This is a genomic window from Marinomonas algicola, assembly GCF_014805825.1.
GTDB lineage: Bacteria > Pseudomonadota > Gammaproteobacteria > Pseudomonadales > Marinomonadaceae > Marinomonas > Marinomonas algicola.
Genome location: NZ_CP061941.1, coordinates 4,285,494 through 4,304,319, shown reverse-complemented (window position 1 = coordinate 4,304,319; position 18,826 = coordinate 4,285,494). Strand labels below are relative to the sequence as shown.

Annotated in this window: 17 protein-coding genes; 6 read left to right on the top strand and 11 right to left on the bottom strand. The window is 42.0% G+C overall.

Annotated features, from left to right (window positions below; translation table 11 throughout):
- Positions 1-54: 54 nt before the first annotated feature.
- The 3 genes from atpG (at position 55) to IEZ33_RS19750 (ending at position 2,799) form a co-directional block, all read left to right on the top strand.
- Positions 55-915, top strand: coding sequence for a F0F1 ATP synthase subunit gamma (atpG, locus tag IEZ33_RS19760; protein ID WP_191601686.1), 861 nt, complete (start codon positions 55-57; stop codon positions 913-915).
- Between the two features lie 28 nt (positions 916-943).
- The gene (atpD, locus tag IEZ33_RS19755) at positions 944-2,320 is read left to right on the top strand and encodes a F0F1 ATP synthase subunit beta (protein WP_191601685.1); all 1,377 of its coding nucleotides are present in this window, start codon (positions 944-946) and stop codon (positions 2,318-2,320) included.
- A 62-nt stretch (positions 2,321-2,382) separates the two neighbouring features.
- A complete protein-coding gene (locus tag IEZ33_RS19750; RefSeq protein WP_191601684.1) occupies positions 2,383-2,799 on the top strand; it encodes a F0F1 ATP synthase subunit epsilon in 417 nt (138 codons plus the stop codon).
- Positions 2,800-2,880: 81 nt separating this feature from the next.
- Here the strand turns inward: IEZ33_RS19750 and IEZ33_RS19745 are convergent, their stop codons facing one another.
- The gene (locus IEZ33_RS19745; protein ID WP_191601683.1) at positions 2,881-3,621 is read right to left on the bottom strand and encodes a TrmB family transcriptional regulator; all 741 of its coding nucleotides are present in this window, start codon (positions 3,619-3,621) and stop codon (positions 2,881-2,883) included.
- 159 nt (positions 3,622-3,780) lie between these two features.
- Between IEZ33_RS19745 and tcdA the strand changes: the two genes are divergently transcribed.
- On the top strand, positions 3,781-4,560 hold the full coding sequence (tcdA, locus tag IEZ33_RS19740) for a tRNA cyclic N6-threonylcarbamoyladenosine(37) synthase TcdA (RefSeq protein WP_191601682.1): 780 nt from the start codon (positions 3,781-3,783) through the stop codon (positions 4,558-4,560).
- Between the two features lie 48 nt (positions 4,561-4,608).
- On the opposite strand, the gene IEZ33_RS19735 is transcribed toward tcdA, so the two are convergent.
- From IEZ33_RS19735 to IEZ33_RS19715, 5 genes are all read right to left on the bottom strand, one after another.
- Positions 4,609-6,384 carry a M14 family metallopeptidase gene (locus IEZ33_RS19735; RefSeq protein ID WP_191601681.1) on the bottom strand — a complete coding sequence of 592 codons (1,776 nt, stop codon included), beginning with the start codon at positions 6,382-6,384 and terminating at the stop codon, positions 4,609-4,611.
- On the bottom strand, positions 6,381-7,232 hold the full coding sequence (locus tag IEZ33_RS19730) for an ABC transporter permease (protein WP_191601680.1): 852 nt from the start codon (positions 7,230-7,232) through the stop codon (positions 6,381-6,383). Before IEZ33_RS19730 ends, IEZ33_RS19735 begins: the two co-directional genes overlap by 4 nt.
- Positions 7,233-7,236: 4 nt before the next feature.
- A complete protein-coding gene (locus tag IEZ33_RS19725) occupies positions 7,237-8,160 on the bottom strand; it encodes an ABC transporter permease (protein ID WP_191601679.1) in 924 nt (307 codons plus the stop codon).
- 111 nt (positions 8,161-8,271) lie between these two features.
- A complete protein-coding gene (locus tag IEZ33_RS19720; protein ID WP_191601678.1) occupies positions 8,272-9,801 on the bottom strand; it encodes an ABC transporter substrate-binding protein in 1,530 nt (509 codons plus the stop codon).
- A gap of 46 nt (positions 9,802-9,847) precedes the next feature.
- Complete coding sequence (locus IEZ33_RS19715; protein ID WP_206696977.1) at positions 9,848-11,671, bottom strand: ABC transporter ATP-binding protein; 1,824 nt, start codon at positions 11,669-11,671, stop codon at positions 9,848-9,850.
- A 218-nt stretch (positions 11,672-11,889) separates the two neighbouring features.
- On the opposite strand from IEZ33_RS19715, the gene IEZ33_RS19710 reads away from it, so the two are divergent.
- Positions 11,890-12,813 carry a LysR family transcriptional regulator gene (locus tag IEZ33_RS19710; protein ID WP_191601676.1) on the top strand — a complete coding sequence of 308 codons (924 nt, stop codon included), beginning with the start codon at positions 11,890-11,892 and terminating at the stop codon, positions 12,811-12,813.
- Positions 12,814-12,821: 8 nt separating this feature from the next.
- On the opposite strand, the gene IEZ33_RS19705 is transcribed toward IEZ33_RS19710, so the two are convergent.
- Positions 12,822-13,217, bottom strand: coding sequence for a SufE family protein (locus tag IEZ33_RS19705; protein ID WP_191601675.1), 396 nt, complete (start codon positions 13,215-13,217; stop codon positions 12,822-12,824).
- An 8-nt stretch (positions 13,218-13,225) separates the two neighbouring features.
- On the bottom strand, positions 13,226-14,455 hold the full coding sequence (locus tag IEZ33_RS19700) for an aminotransferase class V-fold PLP-dependent enzyme (protein ID WP_240009583.1): 1,230 nt from the start codon (positions 14,453-14,455) through the stop codon (positions 13,226-13,228).
- A gap of 149 nt (positions 14,456-14,604) precedes the next feature.
- On the opposite strand from IEZ33_RS19700, the gene IEZ33_RS19695 reads away from it, so the two are divergent.
- Entirely contained in the window at positions 14,605-16,152 is a 1,548-nt protein-coding gene (locus IEZ33_RS19695) for a GntR family transcriptional regulator (protein ID WP_191601674.1), read from the top strand.
- A gap of 57 nt (positions 16,153-16,209) precedes the next feature.
- On the opposite strand, the gene IEZ33_RS19690 is transcribed toward IEZ33_RS19695, so the two are convergent.
- From IEZ33_RS19690 to IEZ33_RS19680, 3 genes are all read right to left on the bottom strand, one after another.
- Entirely contained in the window at positions 16,210-16,848 is a 639-nt protein-coding gene (locus tag IEZ33_RS19690) for a DsbA family protein (protein WP_191601673.1), read from the bottom strand.
- Positions 16,849-16,936: 88 nt separating this feature from the next.
- Complete coding sequence (locus tag IEZ33_RS19685) at positions 16,937-18,136, bottom strand: amino acid aminotransferase (RefSeq protein ID WP_191601672.1); 1,200 nt, start codon at positions 18,134-18,136, stop codon at positions 16,937-16,939.
- A 294-nt stretch (positions 18,137-18,430) separates the two neighbouring features.
- Positions 18,431-18,628: a PA3496 family putative envelope integrity protein gene (locus IEZ33_RS19680; RefSeq protein WP_191601671.1), complete on the bottom strand. Its 198-nt coding sequence runs from the start codon at positions 18,626-18,628 to the stop codon at positions 18,431-18,433.
- Between the last annotated feature and the right edge of the window lie 198 nt (positions 18,629-18,826).

Here is an 18,826-nt window from a genome sequence, read left to right as displayed (position 1 = left end):
CACCAATCCATCTCTGTTGTTTGTGAATTAACATTCTCACAAGGGCAGTTCATTATGGCAGTCGGAAAAGAGATACGCACACAGATTGCGAGCATTAACAATACGCGTAAAATTACTCGTGCTATGGAAAAAGTAGCGGCAAGTAAAACGCGTAAAGCTCAGGATCGTATGGCTTCTTCTCGTCCGTATGCGGAGCGAATTCGCCAAGTTATTGGTCATTTGGCCAATGCTAATCCTGAGTATAAACACCGTTACCTTACCGATCGTGAGGCGAAGCGTGTTGGTTATATCATAGTCTCATCTGATCGTGGTTTATGTGGTGGTTTGAATGTCAATATATTCAAAGCAGCATTAAGAGATATGAAGCAGTACTCTGATGAAGGTATCGAGATTGATATCTGTGCCATCGGAAGTAAAGCTGTGTCATTCTTTAAAAACTACGGCGGTAATGTAGCAGCTGCGGTTACTGGTTTAGGTGACGCGCCTGAAGCATCTGTTCTAGTTGGCAGTGTTAAGGTTATGCTGGATGCATTTGATGAAGGTCGTCTTGATCGTTTATATGTGGTTTCTAACGAGTTTGTAAATACTATGACTCAGAAACCAACGGTTGAGCAGCTTTTACCGCTTAATGCAGAAGAGAATGAACAATTACAACACCACTGGGATTATATCTACGAACCTGAAGCCATTGATATTCTTGATGGTTTATTAGTTCGTTTCATCGAGTCTCAAGTATATCAAGCAGTTGTTGAAAATATTGCGTGTGAACAAGCCGCTCGAATGTTGGCTATGAAAAACGCAACAGATAACGCTGGTGATATCATCGATGAACTACAGTTGGTGTACAACAAGGCTCGTCAGGCTGCGATTACTCAGGAAATTTCTGAGATTGTAAGCGGCGCGGCAGCGGTTTAAGGTATTTTGGTATTAAGAGGATCCGAACATGAGTAGCGGACAAATCGTACAGATTATAGGTGCGGTCATTGACGTGGAATTTCCACGTGACAGTGTGCCAAAGATATATGATGCCCTAACAATCGAGGGCAAAGAGTTGGTGTTGGAAGTTCAACAGCAACTTGGTGATGGTATCGTACGTACTATCGCAATGGGATCCACAGAAGGTATGAAACGTGGTCTAGTAGTAGACAACACGAATCATCCTGTAAGTGTTCCCGTAGGTACAAAAACACTAGGACGTATTATGGACGTTCTAGGTAACCCAATTGACGAAAAAGGTCCAATTGGCGCAGAAGAAAACTGGTCTATACACCGCTCAGCACCAAGCTACGCGGAGCAATCTTCTGGTAATGAACTTTTAGAAACGGGTATCAAGGTAATTGACCTTGTTTGTCCGTTCGCAAAAGGTGGTAAAGTTGGTCTGTTCGGTGGTGCCGGTGTTGGTAAAACTGTAAACATGATGGAACTTATTCGTAACATCGCTATCGAACACAGTGGTTACTCTGTATTCGCTGGTGTTGGTGAACGTACTCGTGAGGGTAACGATTTCTACCATGAGATGACGGATTCGAACGTAATCGATAAAGTATCTCTCGTATACGGACAGATGAATGAGCCACCAGGTAACCGTTTACGTGTTGCTTTGACTGGTTTGACGATGGCGGAGAAATTCCGTGACGAAGGTCGTGACGTATTGTTCTTCGTAGATAACATCTATCGTTATACTTTGGCGGGTACGGAAGTATCTGCCTTGTTGGGTCGTATGCCTTCTGCTGTAGGTTACCAGCCAACTCTAGCTGAAGAAATGGGTGTTCTTCAAGAGCGTATCACGTCTACTAAGACGGGTTCGATCACATCTATCCAAGCGGTATACGTACCGGCGGATGACTTGACAGATCCATCTCCAGCAACCACTTTCTCTCACTTGGATGCAACAGTTGTATTGTCTCGTGATATCGCTGCTTTGGGTATCTACCCTGCGATTGATCCTCTAGACAGTACGTCACGTCAGTTGGATCCTCTTGTAATCGGTCAAGAACATTACGATGTCGCTCGTGGTGTACAGACGGTATTGCAACGTTATAAAGAATTGAAAGACATCATCGCAATTTTGGGTATGGACGAGTTATCTGAAGAAGATAAGCAGACGGTTAACCGTTCTCGTAAAATCCAGCGTTTCTTGTCTCAGCCTTTCTTCGTAGCGGAAGTATTTACAGGTGCGCCTGGTAAGTATGTTTCTTTGAAAGATACTATTCGTGGCTTTAAAGGCATCTTAGATGGTGAGTTTGATGACTTACCAGAGCAAGCGTTCTACATGATTGGCAGCATCGACGAAGCCGTTGAGAAAGCTAAAAAACTTTAACCATGCATAACCGAAACCCATTAAAATGAGTTTCGGTTAAGCCTGAACAAGAGAGGCATCTTATGGCTATCACAGTACACTGCGATATCGTAAGCGCTGAGCAAGAGATTTTCTCTGGATCGGTAGAGACTCTTGTGGCAGCCGGTAGTTTTGGTGACCTAGGTATTAAACCTGGGCATGCGCCATTATTGACTCCACTGATTCCAGGCCCTGTTCGCGTGGTTAAACAAAATGGTGAAGAAGAGATTATCTTCGTGTCGGGTGGTTTCCTAGAAGTGCAACCACATCGTATTACTGTTTTGGCAGATACCGCTATTCGTGCTCATGATCTGGACGAAGCGGCTTCACTAGAAGCTAAAAAACATGCAGAAGAATTATTGAGTCAACAAAACTCAGATATTGATTTTTCTCGTGCATCGGCTGAACTTGCTGAAGCTGTTGCTCGTTTACGTACAATTAGTCAATTACGTCATAAGTAATTCTCTAAACGTTGCGAGTCCAAAAAACCACCTTTGTGAAAGCCTAGGTGGTTTTTTTATGGTTCTAGGAGTGAACCTTGCTTACAACAGTTTCCATAAAGTATCAAAAATGATTTGTTGGGCTTTGGCTATGTCTTTTGACTCAAGCACAACAGCAGAAGGGAAGTTATTATTAGCCAAAGAAATAATGGCGCATTTAGGTGGGTAAATAGCAATGTAGCTGGCATCTACCGCGCCATCTGTTTTAATCCATTTACGTTGTGATAATTCAGCCTCTTCACCACCATCTCCGATAGCAATAACTTTTACATTAATGCCTAATTTCACTCGATGCTTGGTATAGGTAGGAAAAGGTCGGTACAAATAAGGCCGTATTGGTTTGGATGAAAACACACAGTATTCTTTTTTTTCTTGTTGAGATACCACATCTAATATATCTCTTAGTACCCATTCAATACCATCATCTCCTTCATAATAACGAACGTTAGCTTGATTATAGTCCGGCTGTTGTTGTTGTAGGCTGGGAATAATCGTTGTTTTCAGAGATTCTATGGTTTTCTCTAATCGTTGTTGTTTTTCTTCCGCTAGTCTTAAAAGAATATCTGGACTTTCTGCTGAGAAAAAGCGGCGTTTGCCTTTCGGAAAATAGCTCACAATCCCCTTTACTTGTAATTGTTTAAGCGATTCGTAGGCGGCGCCTCGATTGATACCGCTTTTTTCTGCTATATCCCGAATAGAGGCATGACCAAGTTGCAATAAGGTTTGGTACAATTGGGTTTCTCGTGGTGTTAAGCCAAGTTGTTCAAATGCTTGTTGAATCATACCGTTTAAAACCTTTTTATGGGTGGGATTGCCTAGAAGCAAAACTGTTTGAATTCACTAGCCTATGATTTTAATCAAGTTAGTTTAAAGATGCGATTTTTACTTTAAACAAACCATTTTAATTAACTGAGTACTAGATTTATGTTTGGGGTGTGTTAAGTGTCAGAAGAGCAACGTTTTGGTGGAATCAGACGTTTATATGGAATCAAAGCGTATGAATATTTTACTCAAGCACATGTCTGTGTTGTTGGTATAGGCGGAGTGGGAGCTTGGGCTGCAGAAGCGTTGGCGCGCTCGGGAATCGGTCAGATTACATTGATTGATATGGATGATGTTTGTATTACCAATACCAATCGTCAGATACACGCTTTAGATGGCAACGTTGGTAAAGCAAAGGTAGATGTGATGGCGGAACGTATTAAGTTGATTAATCCTGATTGCCAAGTGCACCTTGTTGAAGATTTTGTGACACCAGAGAATGTCGCTGAATTGCTCAACAATCAATACGATTATGTGATCGATGCAATCGACAGTCTAAAACCCAAAGCCGCGATGGTCTCATGGTGCCGTCGGAATAAAGTTAAAATTATTACGATCGGTGGTGCTGGCGGTCAAATTGACCCGACAAAAGTTCAAATTGCCGATTTATCCCGTACAGAAAGGGATCCATTGGCCGCTAAGTTAAGGAACTTTTTAAGACGCCATAATAATTTTCCGAAGAATACCAAGCGGCGCTTTGAAATTGAGTGTGTGTACTCTACGGAGCAGCTGAGATATCAGCATGAAGATGGAAGCATTAGTCTACAACGTCCTGACTGGGGTGCTGACACCAAACTTGGTTGTGATTCAGGCTTTGGGTCAAGTACCGTCGTCACCGCTACCTTCGGCCTAGTAGCGGCAGGGCGAGTGTTAGAAAAACTGACAAAATTGGCCGATTAATGAGGTAAGGGATGTGGCAGTAGAATTTCATATTCCTAAAAGTATATTCTACTGCGGTAAGTAGTAAGGTGTTAAATGTGCTGACAAAACTTGATGTGCTTCATAAGCCGCCAGAACTGTCTCTGTTTGAACATTATGCCCAGTGATAAAATGTTTACCGTAAAGGGTCTCATCTGGGTATTCAGTGATGAGTTGTATCGGGATGTCCCCAGGTTTTCCATGTGAGATTAAGCAAGGAAAACCATTGATAATACGGAAATTTGCTTCCCCAGCATGTAACTGATAAAGCTCGATTTGTTCTTTGTTAAACGCCATTACCCCTGGGATTTTGATCAACTTTTGGGTCACTAGATGGATGAAATCTTCCGCGTATTGAGACCACTTCTCTTCTTCACTGTGACGTAAAATCAAGAAAAAACCTTTGGGAATGGTCCACATGTCAAAACCTCTAGGCACATAACCTGAGAGAGGGCGAGTCCATTCATGAGATGGATAACCGTGCAAGTTGATATGTAAATCCGCTTGGCTGATGGCTCTTGCTTGATAGCGAATGTCTTTTTCATAGAAGGGTTCTGTAGAGCGGTATTCTAAATCATCGCCTAATGCCGTGTATCGAGCCGCATGATGCATATGATGGGGGTTATCTGAGATGAGCCGCTGATGCAGAGCATAGCCATCTGGGTTTTCAAGAGGAGAAATAGTAAAGTGACTACCTTGCTTTTGCTGTAATAGTTGAGCGGCACGTAAGGTTCCAATAACGCCTGTTGTTTCATTTGCATGTTGTCCTCCGCTGATCATTACAGGAAAGTCTGCTCCTTGGTGATAACACGCGTTAATGGTTCTTCCAGTAACCGTTTTTGCATTAAATAGAGCCCCGCTAATGGTTGCTAACTCTGTTTGAACCTGAACCATACTCAGAGGGGAGTTGGCAAATTCGAGGATTTGTTTCCCTTGGCTGTTTTGAGTCTGATAACAGCGGGTTTCTATCGTAATACGTAAACTAGCATCATCTCGATAATGGATTTCTGGAACGATTTGCCCTGGCTGGCCTTCGCGATCATTAGGGTTATGCCCCGCTTTTACCTTAAACCATTCTTGTATCGAAAAATAAAAGTCTTCATGTAGGGCTTCACTCAGGCTGAGTACTTCGTGCTTATAGGGTAGAGGCTGATCTTGCCAAGGCAAGGTAACGTTGATATTCAGTTCTTCGAAGTAAGGTTCAGTGTCTTTCCATGAATGCTCAGAAATAGCGCCCATACCTAGACTAAAAAGGGTCTCATAATCCGTTAGCAGTCGTTCGTTATGAGTGACTTTTCCTTCTGGATTAGTGACTTTCAGCCAACCCGTTGGGGATAGGTGAGATTGTTTAATCAGGTCAAGATGGAGATTATTAGGTGCAAACACTTTATATTGAGTCTGGATTCCGGATTCTGAACGGAGAATGACATTGTAAAAGTCTGTTGCTTGCGTATTCGCAATGTAATAAACCTGAGCGTTACCAAGCAAAGCAGAAAGAGGGTAGGTTTCCAGTAGAAAGCGTTTTTCTGATGCTTCGGGATGTAACGGATAATGGACTTCTATGCGACTAATCTGATTAGTGACTAAGTCGATATCTTCCATAAAAAAGTGCAATAAGGGCTTATAAGCACTGCGTAATTTGGCTTTGACTCCTTGTTTTAACAGAGTGGCTTCAGCCATTTGACGATGCGCTTTATCGCCAAATACCCACGCCTCTATTAGGTGTTCTTGATAGTCTATTTTGCCAAACTGCTCAATTAATTGCTGTATTGTTGGTTCGATGGTCGTCGAAAAAATATGGCTCATCGTGCTGTCCTACCTGTAGGATCAAGGCTATCGCGAAGCCAGTCACCCAATAGGTTTAAACCCAGAACGGTTAACAGTATTGCTAATCCAGGAAAGACACTCACCCACCAAGCGTTTTGAATATAAGTGCGTCCGTCTGCTAACATACCACCCCAGCTTGGAGTTAATGGATCAACGCCAAGACCGAGAAACGTTAAGCTACTTTCTAGTAAAATATTATTGGCGACATTAAGTGTTGTAAGCACAATAACAGGCCCAATTAAATTTGGTAAAAGATGACGGAAGAGGATATTAAAATGGCTGACTCCGATGACCTCTGCGGATTGGATAAATTCACGATCACGTAGTGACAGTACTGACCCTCGAACTAATCTTGCATACTGTACCCATTGAGAAATGATCAACAAAAAAATCATATTCGCTAATCCACCTCCAACAATAGCAATAAAAGTAATGGCTAATAAAATAAATGGCATGGCTAATTGCACATCGGCAAACCGCATTACAATGACGTCCCAGAAACCACGATAGTAACCAGAAATAAGCCCCATAATGACACCTAGGACAACCGCCCCAGCAACCGATAAAAACCCGACTTGAAGTGATACTTTGCCGCCAGCAACCACTCTTGCAATAATATCTCGCCCAAGGGGGTCTGTTCCAAAGAAGTGATCTGGATGAGTAAAAGGCTCTAATAAACGAGCGGACAAATTAATTTTATCGGCTCCTTGAAATAAAAAATCGGAAAAGACGACTAAGAAGCAAATGCCGCCAGTTAATAAAGCGCCAAGAATAAATTCAAGGCTCTTATAATTAGATAGATTTACACTAAAACGATTCGCTGACATCTTATTACTCCGTACGAATGCGTGGATCGATCAAGCCATAGGCAATATCAACCAAGAGGTTAACGCCAACAATAAGCATGGATAGAATGGTAATAACGGCTTGTAGTACTGGGTAATCACGGCCACTGACGGCATCGAAAGCAAGAGTGCCAAGTCCTGGCCAATTGAAAACACGTTCAATAACAACAATCCCCCCTAATAGCCCGCCAAATTGCAAACCGAAGTAGGTAATAAGAGGGATGGCGCAGTTTCGTAATGCGTGCTTATACAGAACGGTGTTTTCACTCAAGCCTTTTGCTCTCGCTACCATAATGTATTGCGCCTGTAACGTTTCCAGCATGGAAGAGCGGACGAGTCGAACATTGGTTGCCGTTAGAATGATGGCCATGGTAAAGGCGGGCATTAAGAAGCTAGTGAAACCGTCCATGCCGCTTGGTGGAAGCCACTGAAGTCCAATTGAAAAGACTAAAACCAACATGAGAGCGAGCCAAAAATTGGGAAAGGATAAGCCAATTAGAGAGAGGATTCTGATGGTTTGATCGCCCCATTTTCCCTTTGATACCGCGGCTTTTATACCTAAAGGAATGGAGATAACGATAGAAACAAACATGACGGATGCGGCCAACATTAATGTGGCTGGCAATGATTTACTGATCAAGTCAGCAACGGGTGTTCCGCCCATAAAACTACGGCCAAAGTCAAAAACGAATAAGCCTTTTAAAAATTCATAATATTGAATGAAAAAGGGTTTATTAATACCTAATGCTTCACGAATCATCATGAGGTCCGCTTCGGTAACACTGCCGGCTCCTTGAGTCAGCATAAGGGCTGGATCCCCTGTTAGACGTATTGCAAAAGCCACGATTAAAGTTACTGCCAGCAGTACGAAAATAGCTTGCAGAAATCGTTTTATTAAAAAGTTCGCCATGACTTTTTCCTTTAAAAAGATAGCCTTTCAAAAAAGTTAGCATTGCTCTATTGATAAAAGAGCTAATGAATAGAGCAATGCGGTTTATTTGAGTAAAGTTAGAACATAGACCTATTCAACCGTTACATCTGTTAAACGTAAGCGGCTATCAGGTACAGGCGTGAAATTTTTAACTCTTTTAGATACACCAAAAATGGCATTTAAGTTATATAGAGGCATTTCTAAAGCACGATTTGATGTGTAGTTTGCAATACTTTTCAAAATTTCTTCGCGTTTATCTCTATCTGTAATGGCGCGTTGAGACTCAAGCAATGCATCTAACTCTGGATCGCTGTCATATGGATTCCACTTTTCTCCAGTGTGATACATGAAGTAAGCCGTATTATCATAATCAAGCGTCCAACCTCCCCAGGATTGTTGAAACATCTCACCCGTTTTACCCGCTGGGATAATGTCATTTAATAAAACATTGGTTTCATAAGGTTTGATGGTCGCATTTAAGCCAATAACTTGTAGGTAACTTGCAACGGCTTGAGATACTTCATTAAAAGTCGCGTTATTACCACGAATATCTATTTGCAATTTGGTTCCTGGCTGGATTCCTGCTGCTTTTAATAGCTGCATGGCTTTGCTCGGATCATAAGGTAACGGCTTCATGGTAGGGTCTTCGCCAAATGAAATAGCACTTTGGAAGCTTGCAATAGGTGCCGCTTGTCCACCTAAAATAGAATCTATAATGGCTTGGCGATCCACGCCATAAATTAACGCCTTACGAACACGTTCATCTTTGGTGATGCCATCTCTGGTATTGAAACGTAAAGCATAAACCGTTGGACTGATCGTTGTGGCTATCGTTAGGTTTGGGTCTTTTTCTATGGTGGTAATCATTCCTATTGGAATCGTTGGTGGAATGACTAAGTCGACACGTCCAGACTGAAGCTCTGCAACGGCAGTAGATGGCTCGCTAATAAAACGATAATTAAGATTGGTCAGTTTTGGCGCTCCGCCCCAATGATTGCCAAATGCTTCTAGCTTAATTCCGACTTTTGGTTCATAAGAAGAAAATTTGAATGGACCGGTTCCCATTGGGTGAGTATTGAAGAAGTCTTCACCATTTTCCTGAATGTATTTTGGTGGCACTATCATGGCGCCGTAACCAGCGAGCTTTGTTAGCAAGACGGGGTCGGCCGCCTTTAAATGAAAGTCGATCGTGTAATCATCAATAATTTCAACGGTATCTATGGCTGAATAGTTAGATCGTTGAGGGCCTTTTCTTCCTTCATCACCCATTAAGCGATCAAAGGTAAATTTTACTGACGCTGAGTTAAATGCTTCACCGTTATGAAATGTCACGCCTTCTCGTAAAGTAAAGCGAATGCGTTTACCTTCATCTAACGGCTCCCATGATGTAGCCAAACCTGGTTGTAACTTTAAATCTGGACCTCGATAGGTCAAACCATCGTACATATTAGTGGCAACAGCGGCCCAATTGACCAAAAAAGTATCAATAGGATCCCAACTGCCAGGGTCTTGTGGGGAAGAGACGGTTAATGTGCTAGCAAAGCTAAAGCTTGCCATGGCCAAACTACTGGTTACAGCAAAGGTTTTTAAGGCTGTTTTGAAGGTGTTTTTTTTGTTCATCTTTCAACTCTCCGTTCTTTTGTGATCGTTGTGAAAATTATTCTTCTTATGGTGCATCTGCGACAAAATGTCCCGGAGCGATTTCTCGATGCGGAACAATACAGGGCTCATTTCCTACACGGCGTACAGGGCTAGGGATCTCTCCACTTAGTCGACCAAGATTACGGGTAATCGTTGGGTCAGCAATTGGCACCGCACTTAGTAAACGTTGTGTATAAGGGTGGGATGGTGTTTCTAGAACTTGTTGACGAGTTCCTAGTTCGGCGACTTGACCTAGGTACAAAACAGCCACTCGGTGACTCATTTTCTCAACGACAGCCATGTCATGGCTAATAAATAAGTAAGCAATGCCATGTTCTTCTTGAAGCTCCATGAAGAGATTAATAATTTGGGCTTGAATAGAAACATCTAAAGCGGATAAAGCTTCATCCGCAATAATTAATTTAGGATTAGATGCCAATGCTCTAGCGATACAGATTCGTTGACGTTGCCCACCTGAAAACTGATGTGGATAGCGATCGGCATGTTCAGCACTTAACCCAACACGTTCTAATAACTCATGTACTCTTTGCTGAATTTTGTGTTCACCACGAATTAAATTATGGGTTTTTATTGGCTCAGAAATAGAGAATCCAATGGTTTTTCTAGGGTCTAAAGAAGCTAAAGGGTCTTGAAAAATATACTGAATTTCCTGACGCAATCTCTGTTTATCCGCTTTACTCATATCGGAAAAAGGATTGCCCTCAAAGCTAATTTCGCCACTCGTTGCTTGCTGTAATTGTTGAATGGTTCTACCAATAGTGGATTTACCGGAGCCAGATTCACCCACAAGAGCCAGTGTTTCACCGTGATATATATCAAAGCTGACATTTTCAACGGCATGCACTCTGTGGGTGACACGACCCCAAAAGCTTTTTTTGCTATCGAAACGAGTGACAAGGTTTCGTACTGATAATAAAGGGCTTTTATCATAACAAGCGGTCGCTTGGCTTTTCTCTTCACCGACTAAGCGGGTGCTTTCACCATCCATTACGGTGATAGGAAAGCGCTTAGGGAAGGGTTCTCCAGCCATACTTCCCAGTTTTGGAACGGCGGCTAATAATGCTTTTGTGTAGGGGTGTTGAGGGTGTGCGAATAATTCTTTAACAGGACCCTGTTCAACTTTTTTACCCTTCCACATAACCACAACGTCGTCGGCTATTTCGGCAACAACGCCCATATCGTGAGTGATAAAAATCACGGCCATATTTAATTCTTTTTGAAGGTCATTCAATATGGTTAAAATTTGAGCTTGAATCGTTACGTCTAATGCTGTGGTTGGCTCATCGGCAATAAGAACCTTTGGACGGCAGGCCAAGGCCATCGCTATCATGACTCTTTGTCTCATTCCGCCTGATAGCTGATGAGGGTAGCGATTGAGCATATCTTCTGCATCTGGTAGCCGAACCATTTTTAACAGTTTCATGCTTTCATCGAGCGCTGCGGATTTAGTTAATTTTTTGTGTAAAGAAAGAGACTCCGAAATCTGGTCACCGATAGTGAAAACGGGGTTAAGCGATGTCATTGGTTCTTGGAAAATCATGGCAATATCTTGACCACGAATCGAACGCATGGCTTCTTGAGACTGGGACAGTAGGTCTACTTCTCCTTGTTCGCCGGAGAATAAAATGCGCCCTGATGGATAGCTAGCACCTGCACTTTCAGCGAGTCGCATGATCGACTGCGATGTGACGGATTTACCTGAACCTGATTCCCCAACAATGGCAAGTGTTCGACCCGCTATAACTGAAAAATTGAGATTATCGATAACGCGAGAATGACCGAATTCCACAGAAAGATTTTCGACTGTCAGTATTGGGGAGGATGCAATGTCTGTCACTAAATAATCCTTACTATCAAGATGCGTTTGGTTACAGGCACTGTAATCTAATCGAAGCCCGTTTAATTAAGCGTTTGTTATAAAAAAATCCCATCGCTTAAAAGTTCTTATTTTTTGCCTATTTCAATAATGTTAATTTAATTCGATGACTTCCACTTATATTATCGTATAGTTGATAACTAAATGTTATTTAGTAGGAGATTATCTGTATGAAATTCAGGCAAATAGAGGCTTTTCGTTACATCATGCTAAGAGGAACAACCGCCGCCGCCGCGACAGAAATGCACGTTTCTCAACCTGCTGTAAGTCGTTTATTGAGCGATCTAGAGTATTCATTGGGTTTTTCTTTGTTTGATCGTCGTAAAGGTCGTTTATACCCAACTCATGAGGCGGCTGAATTTTTCCGCTCTGTGGAAGAGAGTTTTTTAGGTTTAGAAAAACTGGAGTCCGTGGCGGCAAAAATACGTACTCGAACGCCCAGTGAGATTAAAATTGCCAGCACCTCGGCCATCGCAAGCACTTTGTTACCATTGGCGTTGCAAGAGCATAAAAAATATTTTCCTGATGAACGTGTGACGATACATACTGATTCTATGTCAGAGCTTGTTATGAAGTTGCAAACTAACTCGGTGGATTTAGCGATTGGCTTAGAACTGCCTCAATTGATAGGTATTGAGAGGGAGTTTATAGGCAATGCTCGTTTTGTTTTTGCGGCCAGATCTGATCATCCTCTTGCTAAAAAGGAAGTCATTACGGCACAGGATTTGATAGGCGAATCTGTGTTAACTGTGGTTGATAATTCTCCGATTTACTGGAGCGAATTAGGCGGAGCTTTGAGCTCCGTAAAATCTCTTATAAAACAGAATATTATGATTGATACATCCCACACAGGTTATGCCATGATTGCAGCGGGTATGGCTGTTGGAGTGCTGGAACCTTTTGCCGCTCGTGTTTGGAAAGGAAATGATGTGGTCATTCGACCTTTTGATCCCGCCATTTTTTACCCTTATGGTTTAGCGTATCCGACGAATACTCGCCAACATAAATCTTTGTATAGCCTGACAGAAACCATTCGTAATGTTGCCCAGTCGATGATTGAATTTAACAACGATTGTGCTGTTATGAGAAAGTGACCCTGATGCTATCGGCCAGAAATTTTGTCTAGTATCGCTAATACCCCGTTGGTTCTTGAGCTAGTAAGGTAACTGGATAGGTTAAGTTCCGCCAGCTCCCTTTTTAAATCCATATTCTGTATCTCTTGAACGCTTTTGCCTTGTACTAAGCTTAATAAAGCGGCTAAGACGCCTCTCATTAGTTTGGCGTCGCTGTCGGCTTTAAAGTAACGAATGCCATTACCTTCTTCTATAATGAGCCATACTGCGCTTTCACAACCTTTGATCTTATTGTGATCATTTTTTTCTGCTGTTTGTAATCTGGGTAAGGTTTTACTTAGGGAAACTAGGGATTTGAACGTCTCTTCTTTACTCCTGCAAGAACCTAATTGAGACGTTATGTCTAGGTGTGATTGAGTTTGCATTGTGGCGCTTAATCCTCTGATAAAAGCTCTATGGCTTCTAATAATGAATGAGCAAAGTGTTCCGCTTCTTGCATGGTGTTATAACAAGCGAACGATGCTCTTAACGTGCCTGATACACCTAATTGAGCCATCAAAGGGTGCGCGCAATGACTGCCTCCTCGAACGGCGATGCCCTTACTGTCTAAGTAACCGTTTAAATCCATAATGTGTATGTTTTTTACCGCCAGCGAAATCAAAGTTGAGTTCTTTTTTGGGGAAAAAATTTCAATCTCACTGGTATTCTCTAGTATGGAGTAGGCTTTTTCGGCTAGGGATTGTTCCCATTGCAGCATGGCTTCTTGGTTTTGCTGTTGCAAAAAATCGCAGGCGGCCGCTAACCCTAGGGCGCCTTCAATATTTGGTGTTCCAGCCTCGAGTCTAAATGGAAGAGTATTAAATTCAGTGGCTTGATAGGTGACATGCAGCACCATCTCTCCACCTGTCTGGTAAGGTAATAAACTTTCTAAAGCATCTGTTTTACCATAAAGCACGCCTATCCCTGTTGGGCCATACATTTTGTGACCAGAAAAAACAAAGAAGTCACAATCCAGTTCACTGACATCAATAGGGTAATGAGCAATGGCTTGAGCGCCATCGATTAATGACAGGGCCCCGACGTTTTTAGCGTGTTGAATCACTTCTTTGACAGGTAATTGTACGCCAATGGCATTTGATACTTGGGTGCAGGCTACCACTTTGGTTCTATCGGAAAAGTAATTCGCGTATTCAGCCTGCCATGTTCCGTCAGACGTAAACGGAATCACTCTTAATCGAGCCCCAGTGCGAAACGACAGCTGTTGCCAAGGCACTAAGTTTGCATGATGTTCAAGGCTCGATATCAGTATTTCATCGCCGGGGTCTATTAAGTGCTCTATACCGTAAGCCACCATATTAATGGCTTCTGTCGTACCTTTGGTCCAAATGATTTGACCGCCTTCAGGCGTTTGAATAAAGCGAGATACGGTTTGGCGAGCGTGTTCAAACTGTGAGGTGGCTCTGTCACTGAGAAAGTGCGCTCCTCGATGAACGTTAGCATTGGCTGTTTGGTAATACCCAAGAATACGTTCTAGGACGACATTAGGCTTTTGGGTGGTGGCGGCATTATCTAAGTACGTAAGCTCATGCTCGTACGCAGGCTGCTGCAAAATAGAAAATTCTTGTCGAATAGTGTGAGGATCAAACGCCATAAATAGACTCATGCTAACTGCTCCTAGTGACTATAATTGTACCTTAAGTCTTTAAAAAAGCAGACTTTTGCTATTTATTTTTTATTTTGCTTGGTAATTCTATGATTCAATACCATTATTAGTTACAGAAATATAATTCATAGCATGAAAAGGTACACACTGTGGCAGAGTTTCTTTATCAAAGCCTAATCGATTGGTTTCAAGAGCAACTGACAAAGGGGACCTTGGCAGCGGGTGATAAAATGCCGTCATTGCGTTCGGTAGCAAAGGAGCAGGGCGTCAGTCTAAATACGGCGATACATGGTTATGAACTGCTCGCAAAAGATGGTTGGATAGAGTCTAGACCGAAGTCGGGATACTTTGTTCGTCATCGCTCAAAAATGCGCACTGCGATTCCTATACTTGGGGAAAATTATCAAACATTATCAACGTTATTTTCTCTTTCGATGCGGGCAAAAATGCAGGATCAGATGTCTTTAACGGGTCAATTTCCACCTTTAATGCAAGCGGATCTATTTACTCTCACTGCGAATGGACAGAAGAGCACTGGACCAGGAGAAAGAGACACTCGAGAAGGGGTGATAGATTATCTTCATTTGCTGGGAATTCAGGGAAACTCGGATTCATTGTGGCTGGGTAATAGCGCCTTAGGTATGTTTACTCAAGCGATTCAACTATTAACCCAGAGACAAGATAAGGTACTGGTTATAACCCCTTGTGATCATAGGCTTACACAAACAGTATTGTCACTTGGTAGAATTCCGGTTGTTATTGCGTCTGGTGACCACGGTGTTGATTTAGATCTAGTAAGAAAATGTATCGAGGAACAGAAAATTGATTTAGTCGTTTTACCTGGGCAATTCGCTTTACCTGCAGGCCAATTAATTAGCAATTTAAGCCTACGTCGCTGTATTGCTCTACTTGATGAAATGAATGTGCTGGCGATTGAATGGGATATGGTGTCTTACTTAAGCTATAAAGGTAAGTTCCCGATGACCTATAAATCGTTAGATACTCAGGGGCGTATTTTTTATATTGGTGCATTTGAGCATTTTGATTCCTATGGTAATGATGTGGCGTGGTCACTTTTAGGAAGTCAGTTTGCAGCCTGCAAAGACGCCCTTTTTGTGTCTAACTTGACGCCTGCATTGAATGTGCAAGCCGCACTGTCTTACGGGTTAGGAAAAAACATTACTCGTAAATTGAATCGTTTCACTCGTGCCATTTGGCGGAAGTCAGAAAGTATAAAAGCGCTATTAGAGGCTGAATTTACAGATAGAGTAAGCTTGATGCCAGCAAAAGGAGGACATTTCCTCTGGTTGCAATTCGATTCGTCCTTAATCAAGGCTCTGCAAACATTATTTACCGACGTGGATGCTAAGGCCGGTTTGTTATTAGGAGAGAGAGTCTTTTATGAGCCAGATGCAGGTGAATGGCTAGGCGTCAATGTGAGCTGTAATGAGGTAGATAAAACGCTCTTGTGGTTAATCGAAGGCGTTAGAGGGTTCGAGCTGCATCAAGACTCTATGGAAAACGCAGTTTTACCTGAAGAAGAAACCCCTGAACAAGCGTTAGCGGCTCCTGCAGATGATATTCAAAAAGACGTGTTACAAAAAGAAAGTGATAACACCACGACCGAATCGTCAAAAGAAAAAATAGAGCCTGTTTATAACCCTATGTTAGATCTTATTAATCATGACTTTGGTTAACTTACTTGTTTGGACTATACGGCGTTGAAAAAGAGTGGCTCTGGGTGACGATACGGCTTATCTGGGTGTGGGTTGTATCGCCGCTTTAATATTGTTTAGCATAGTCATTGGGTCTTTATAATCAATTTGGATATGGGTTAATTTGTCGCCTTTTAACACCGCTAGAGATGGAAATGAGTTCAGCCCTAAGCTACGAGCACTGCTGATCTCTTTTTCTAATAAACCTTGGTCTTTTGTATGTTGCATGGCTTTTTGAAACTCAATTGGGTTCAGTCCAATGTGTTCAGCACAATCACTCAATGTGTCTACATCCGAAGGGTTCTTTGCTTTGAGATAATAGGCTTCTTGTATAGCGAGTACCATTTCTGCCTCAAGGTTTTGATCTCTTGCAACAAAACAGGCTCTGCATGCCGGATAAGTTGAACGTCTTGGTTGACATTCCGTCCAAAAATTAAAGTTAAATTCGGTTCCTAATTGATCTGAAATGCGCTCCCAAGTGCCATGTAACATGGTTTGCATAGGCATTGGCATTGGTTCATTTGAATCAACGGCTAAGCCTCCCAGCATGTAATCGATTAAAATTTCTTTCGATTCAATCATTGGCTGCAGCGCTTTTTGCAGTGCTGTCCATGTTGGTTTAAAGCCCCAGCACCAGCTACACATAGGGTCATAACAATAAATTAATGTGGCTGACATTCTTCGCTCTCAATAAATTAGTATTTTGAAATTAGAGAGATAAATCAACGATCTACCCCTCTGATAAAAATAGTGATACTTATTCAGACTAACTCTGGTTGAGTATTTCCGCAATAGCTGAACATAAAGGATCCATATTTTCATGTGTCATGCCTGCAACGTTGATACGTCCAGAGCCAACAATATAAATACCAAATTGTTTTCTTAATTGAGATACCTGTTCAGGGTTTAAGCCTGAAAAAGAAAACATGCCTTGTTGTTTTGAAATAAAGGAGAAGTCTTGTTCAACACCTTTTGAGCGTAATGTACTAACAAAGAGCCCTCGCATATCATGTATACGGGTTCGCATACTTTGTAATTCCATTTCCCACAAACTACGTAGTACTTTGTTTGACAGAATTTCGGACACAATAGAAGCACCGTGTGCTGGTGGATTAGAATAGTTTGTTCTCGCGGCACGTTTAATTTGAGTGAAGGCCGCATTGGCATGATCAGAGGTTTCACAAACAATGGTTAATGCGCCAACACGTTCATTGTATAAACCGAAGTTTTTTGAAAATGAACTGGCAATTAGCATCTCAGGCACTTGTGCTGTAAAGGTACGTAGTCCTTGAGCGTCTTCCTCTAAACCGACACCGAAGCCTTGATACGCAAAATCGAATAAGGGTAAGAATCCTTGCTTGCCGCATAATTTTGCTAATTGCTGCCATTGCTCTTTGGTTGGATCGATACCTGTGGGATTGTGGCAACAGCCGTGAAAGAGAACGACATCACCTTCAGGAATTTGCGATAGGCTCGCCAATAAAGATTCAAAATCAAGACTTTTGGTCGCCGCATCGTAGTAGGCGTAGCTGCCTACTTCTAAACCAACAGATTGGAAAATAGCTTGATGGTTAGCCCACGTCGGGTTACTCACCCAAACCGTCGCTTCGGGTAAGTGTTTCTTAATGAATTCAGCGGCTACTCGTAACGCCCCAGTTCCTCCGGGTGTATGTGCCGTATGTGCCAATTTCTTAGCGAGAATAGGATGATCTTCACCAAACAGCAGTGCTTGAACGCATTGTCTGTACGTTTCAGTTCCTTCAATGCTCAAATAGCTTTTGGTTGATTCTTCTGTTAATAAACGTTCTTCTGCTTGTTTTACCGATTGCAAAATAGGTGTGTTGCCTTGCTCATCTTTGTAAACACCCACCCCTAAATTGATTTTATGTGGGTTGTTATCGTTATTATAAGCGTCGTTTAAGCCAAGAATTGGATCAGCTGGAGCAGCTGGTATGTGTGCAAACATGGTGACTCCCCAATAGGGTTATTTACCGTTTTTTTATTATGATAGTGAGGTGATTAAAAATCTCGCGCATATATTACTCGATGCAGTCTAACACTGCTACCTTGAGAGATTGTTATCTGAGTGCGGACGGTAAGGATAGGGCAAAATTTGGACGAAGGGCATCAACACACATCTCAGTAACACACATCTCAGTAGAAACAAAGGCGCGCAAGGGTTACCCACCATGTAAGCAAGGTGGCATAGAGAGAATGCATCACGTCTTGGGTAACCCTTATTTAACGTAATTTAAAATGACTAATTTATATCCCAGCCATTTGAAATACATTTATGTAGGCGCTTTTCTTCCAAATAATCTTCAATCGATCGTCTGGCTTTAAGCATTCGGACACTGTCCTCTTTTTGATGCTTTTCACTTTTTTCATTATCTATGCTCATAGAAGCATAAAGAATATTTGTTTTAACTTCGCTTAACATTTCAGTAGACTTGCTCATCGCGTTTCCTCTCTGAACCTATCAAGATGACAGAGATTGTATTGATTACTGTCATCGACCAGTGAAAAAAGCCAAAATAGGCATACAACAAGTAATATGATTAAAAAACACTATTATTGATCAAAAATCAACCTGTTTTTTTAAAGCAATATAATCTTTATACGTAACTTTTATGACAGTTTAAATACGGTGGGCAAT

What these genes read in the sequence shown, in the direction of transcription:
- IEZ33_RS19750 (WP_191601684.1), top strand. Translation starts at nt 2,383, where the DNA reads ATGGCTATCACAGTACACTGCGATATCGTAAGCGCTGAGCAAGAGATT.
- IEZ33_RS19680 (WP_191601671.1), bottom strand. Translation starts at nt 18,628, where the DNA reads ATGAGCAAGTCTACTGAAATGTTAAGCGAAGTTAAAACAAATATTCTT.
- IEZ33_RS19710 (WP_191601676.1), top strand. Translation starts at nt 11,890, where the DNA reads ATGAAATTCAGGCAAATAGAGGCTTTTCGTTACATCATGCTAAGAGGA.
- IEZ33_RS19720 (WP_191601678.1), bottom strand. Translation starts at nt 9,801, where the DNA reads ATGAACAAAAAAAACACCTTCAAAACAGCCTTAAAAACCTTTGCTGTA.
- IEZ33_RS19735 (WP_191601681.1), bottom strand. Translation starts at nt 6,384, where the DNA reads ATGAGCCATATTTTTTCGACGACCATCGAACCAACAATACAGCAATTA.
- IEZ33_RS19705 (WP_191601675.1), bottom strand. Translation starts at nt 13,217, where the DNA reads ATGCAAACTCAATCACACCTAGACATAACGTCTCAATTAGGTTCTTGC.
- IEZ33_RS19685 (WP_191601672.1), bottom strand. Translation starts at nt 18,136, where the DNA reads ATGTTTGCACACATACCAGCTGCTCCAGCTGATCCAATTCTTGGCTTA.
- IEZ33_RS19700 (WP_240009583.1), bottom strand. Translation starts at nt 14,455, where the DNA reads ATGAGTCTATTTATGGCGTTTGATCCTCACACTATTCGACAAGAATTT.
- IEZ33_RS19730 (WP_191601680.1), bottom strand. Translation starts at nt 7,232, where the DNA reads ATGTCAGCGAATCGTTTTAGTGTAAATCTATCTAATTATAAGAGCCTT.
- IEZ33_RS19690 (WP_191601673.1), bottom strand. Translation starts at nt 16,848, where the DNA reads ATGTCAGCCACATTAATTTATTGTTATGACCCTATGTGTAGCTGGTGC.
- atpG (WP_191601686.1), top strand. Translation starts at nt 55, where the DNA reads ATGGCAGTCGGAAAAGAGATACGCACACAGATTGCGAGCATTAACAAT.
- IEZ33_RS19725 (WP_191601679.1), bottom strand. Translation starts at nt 8,160, where the DNA reads ATGGCGAACTTTTTAATAAAACGATTTCTGCAAGCTATTTTCGTACTG.
- IEZ33_RS19745 (WP_191601683.1), bottom strand. Translation starts at nt 3,621, where the DNA reads ATGATTCAACAAGCATTTGAACAACTTGGCTTAACACCACGAGAAACC.
- atpD (WP_191601685.1), top strand. Translation starts at nt 944, where the DNA reads ATGAGTAGCGGACAAATCGTACAGATTATAGGTGCGGTCATTGACGTG.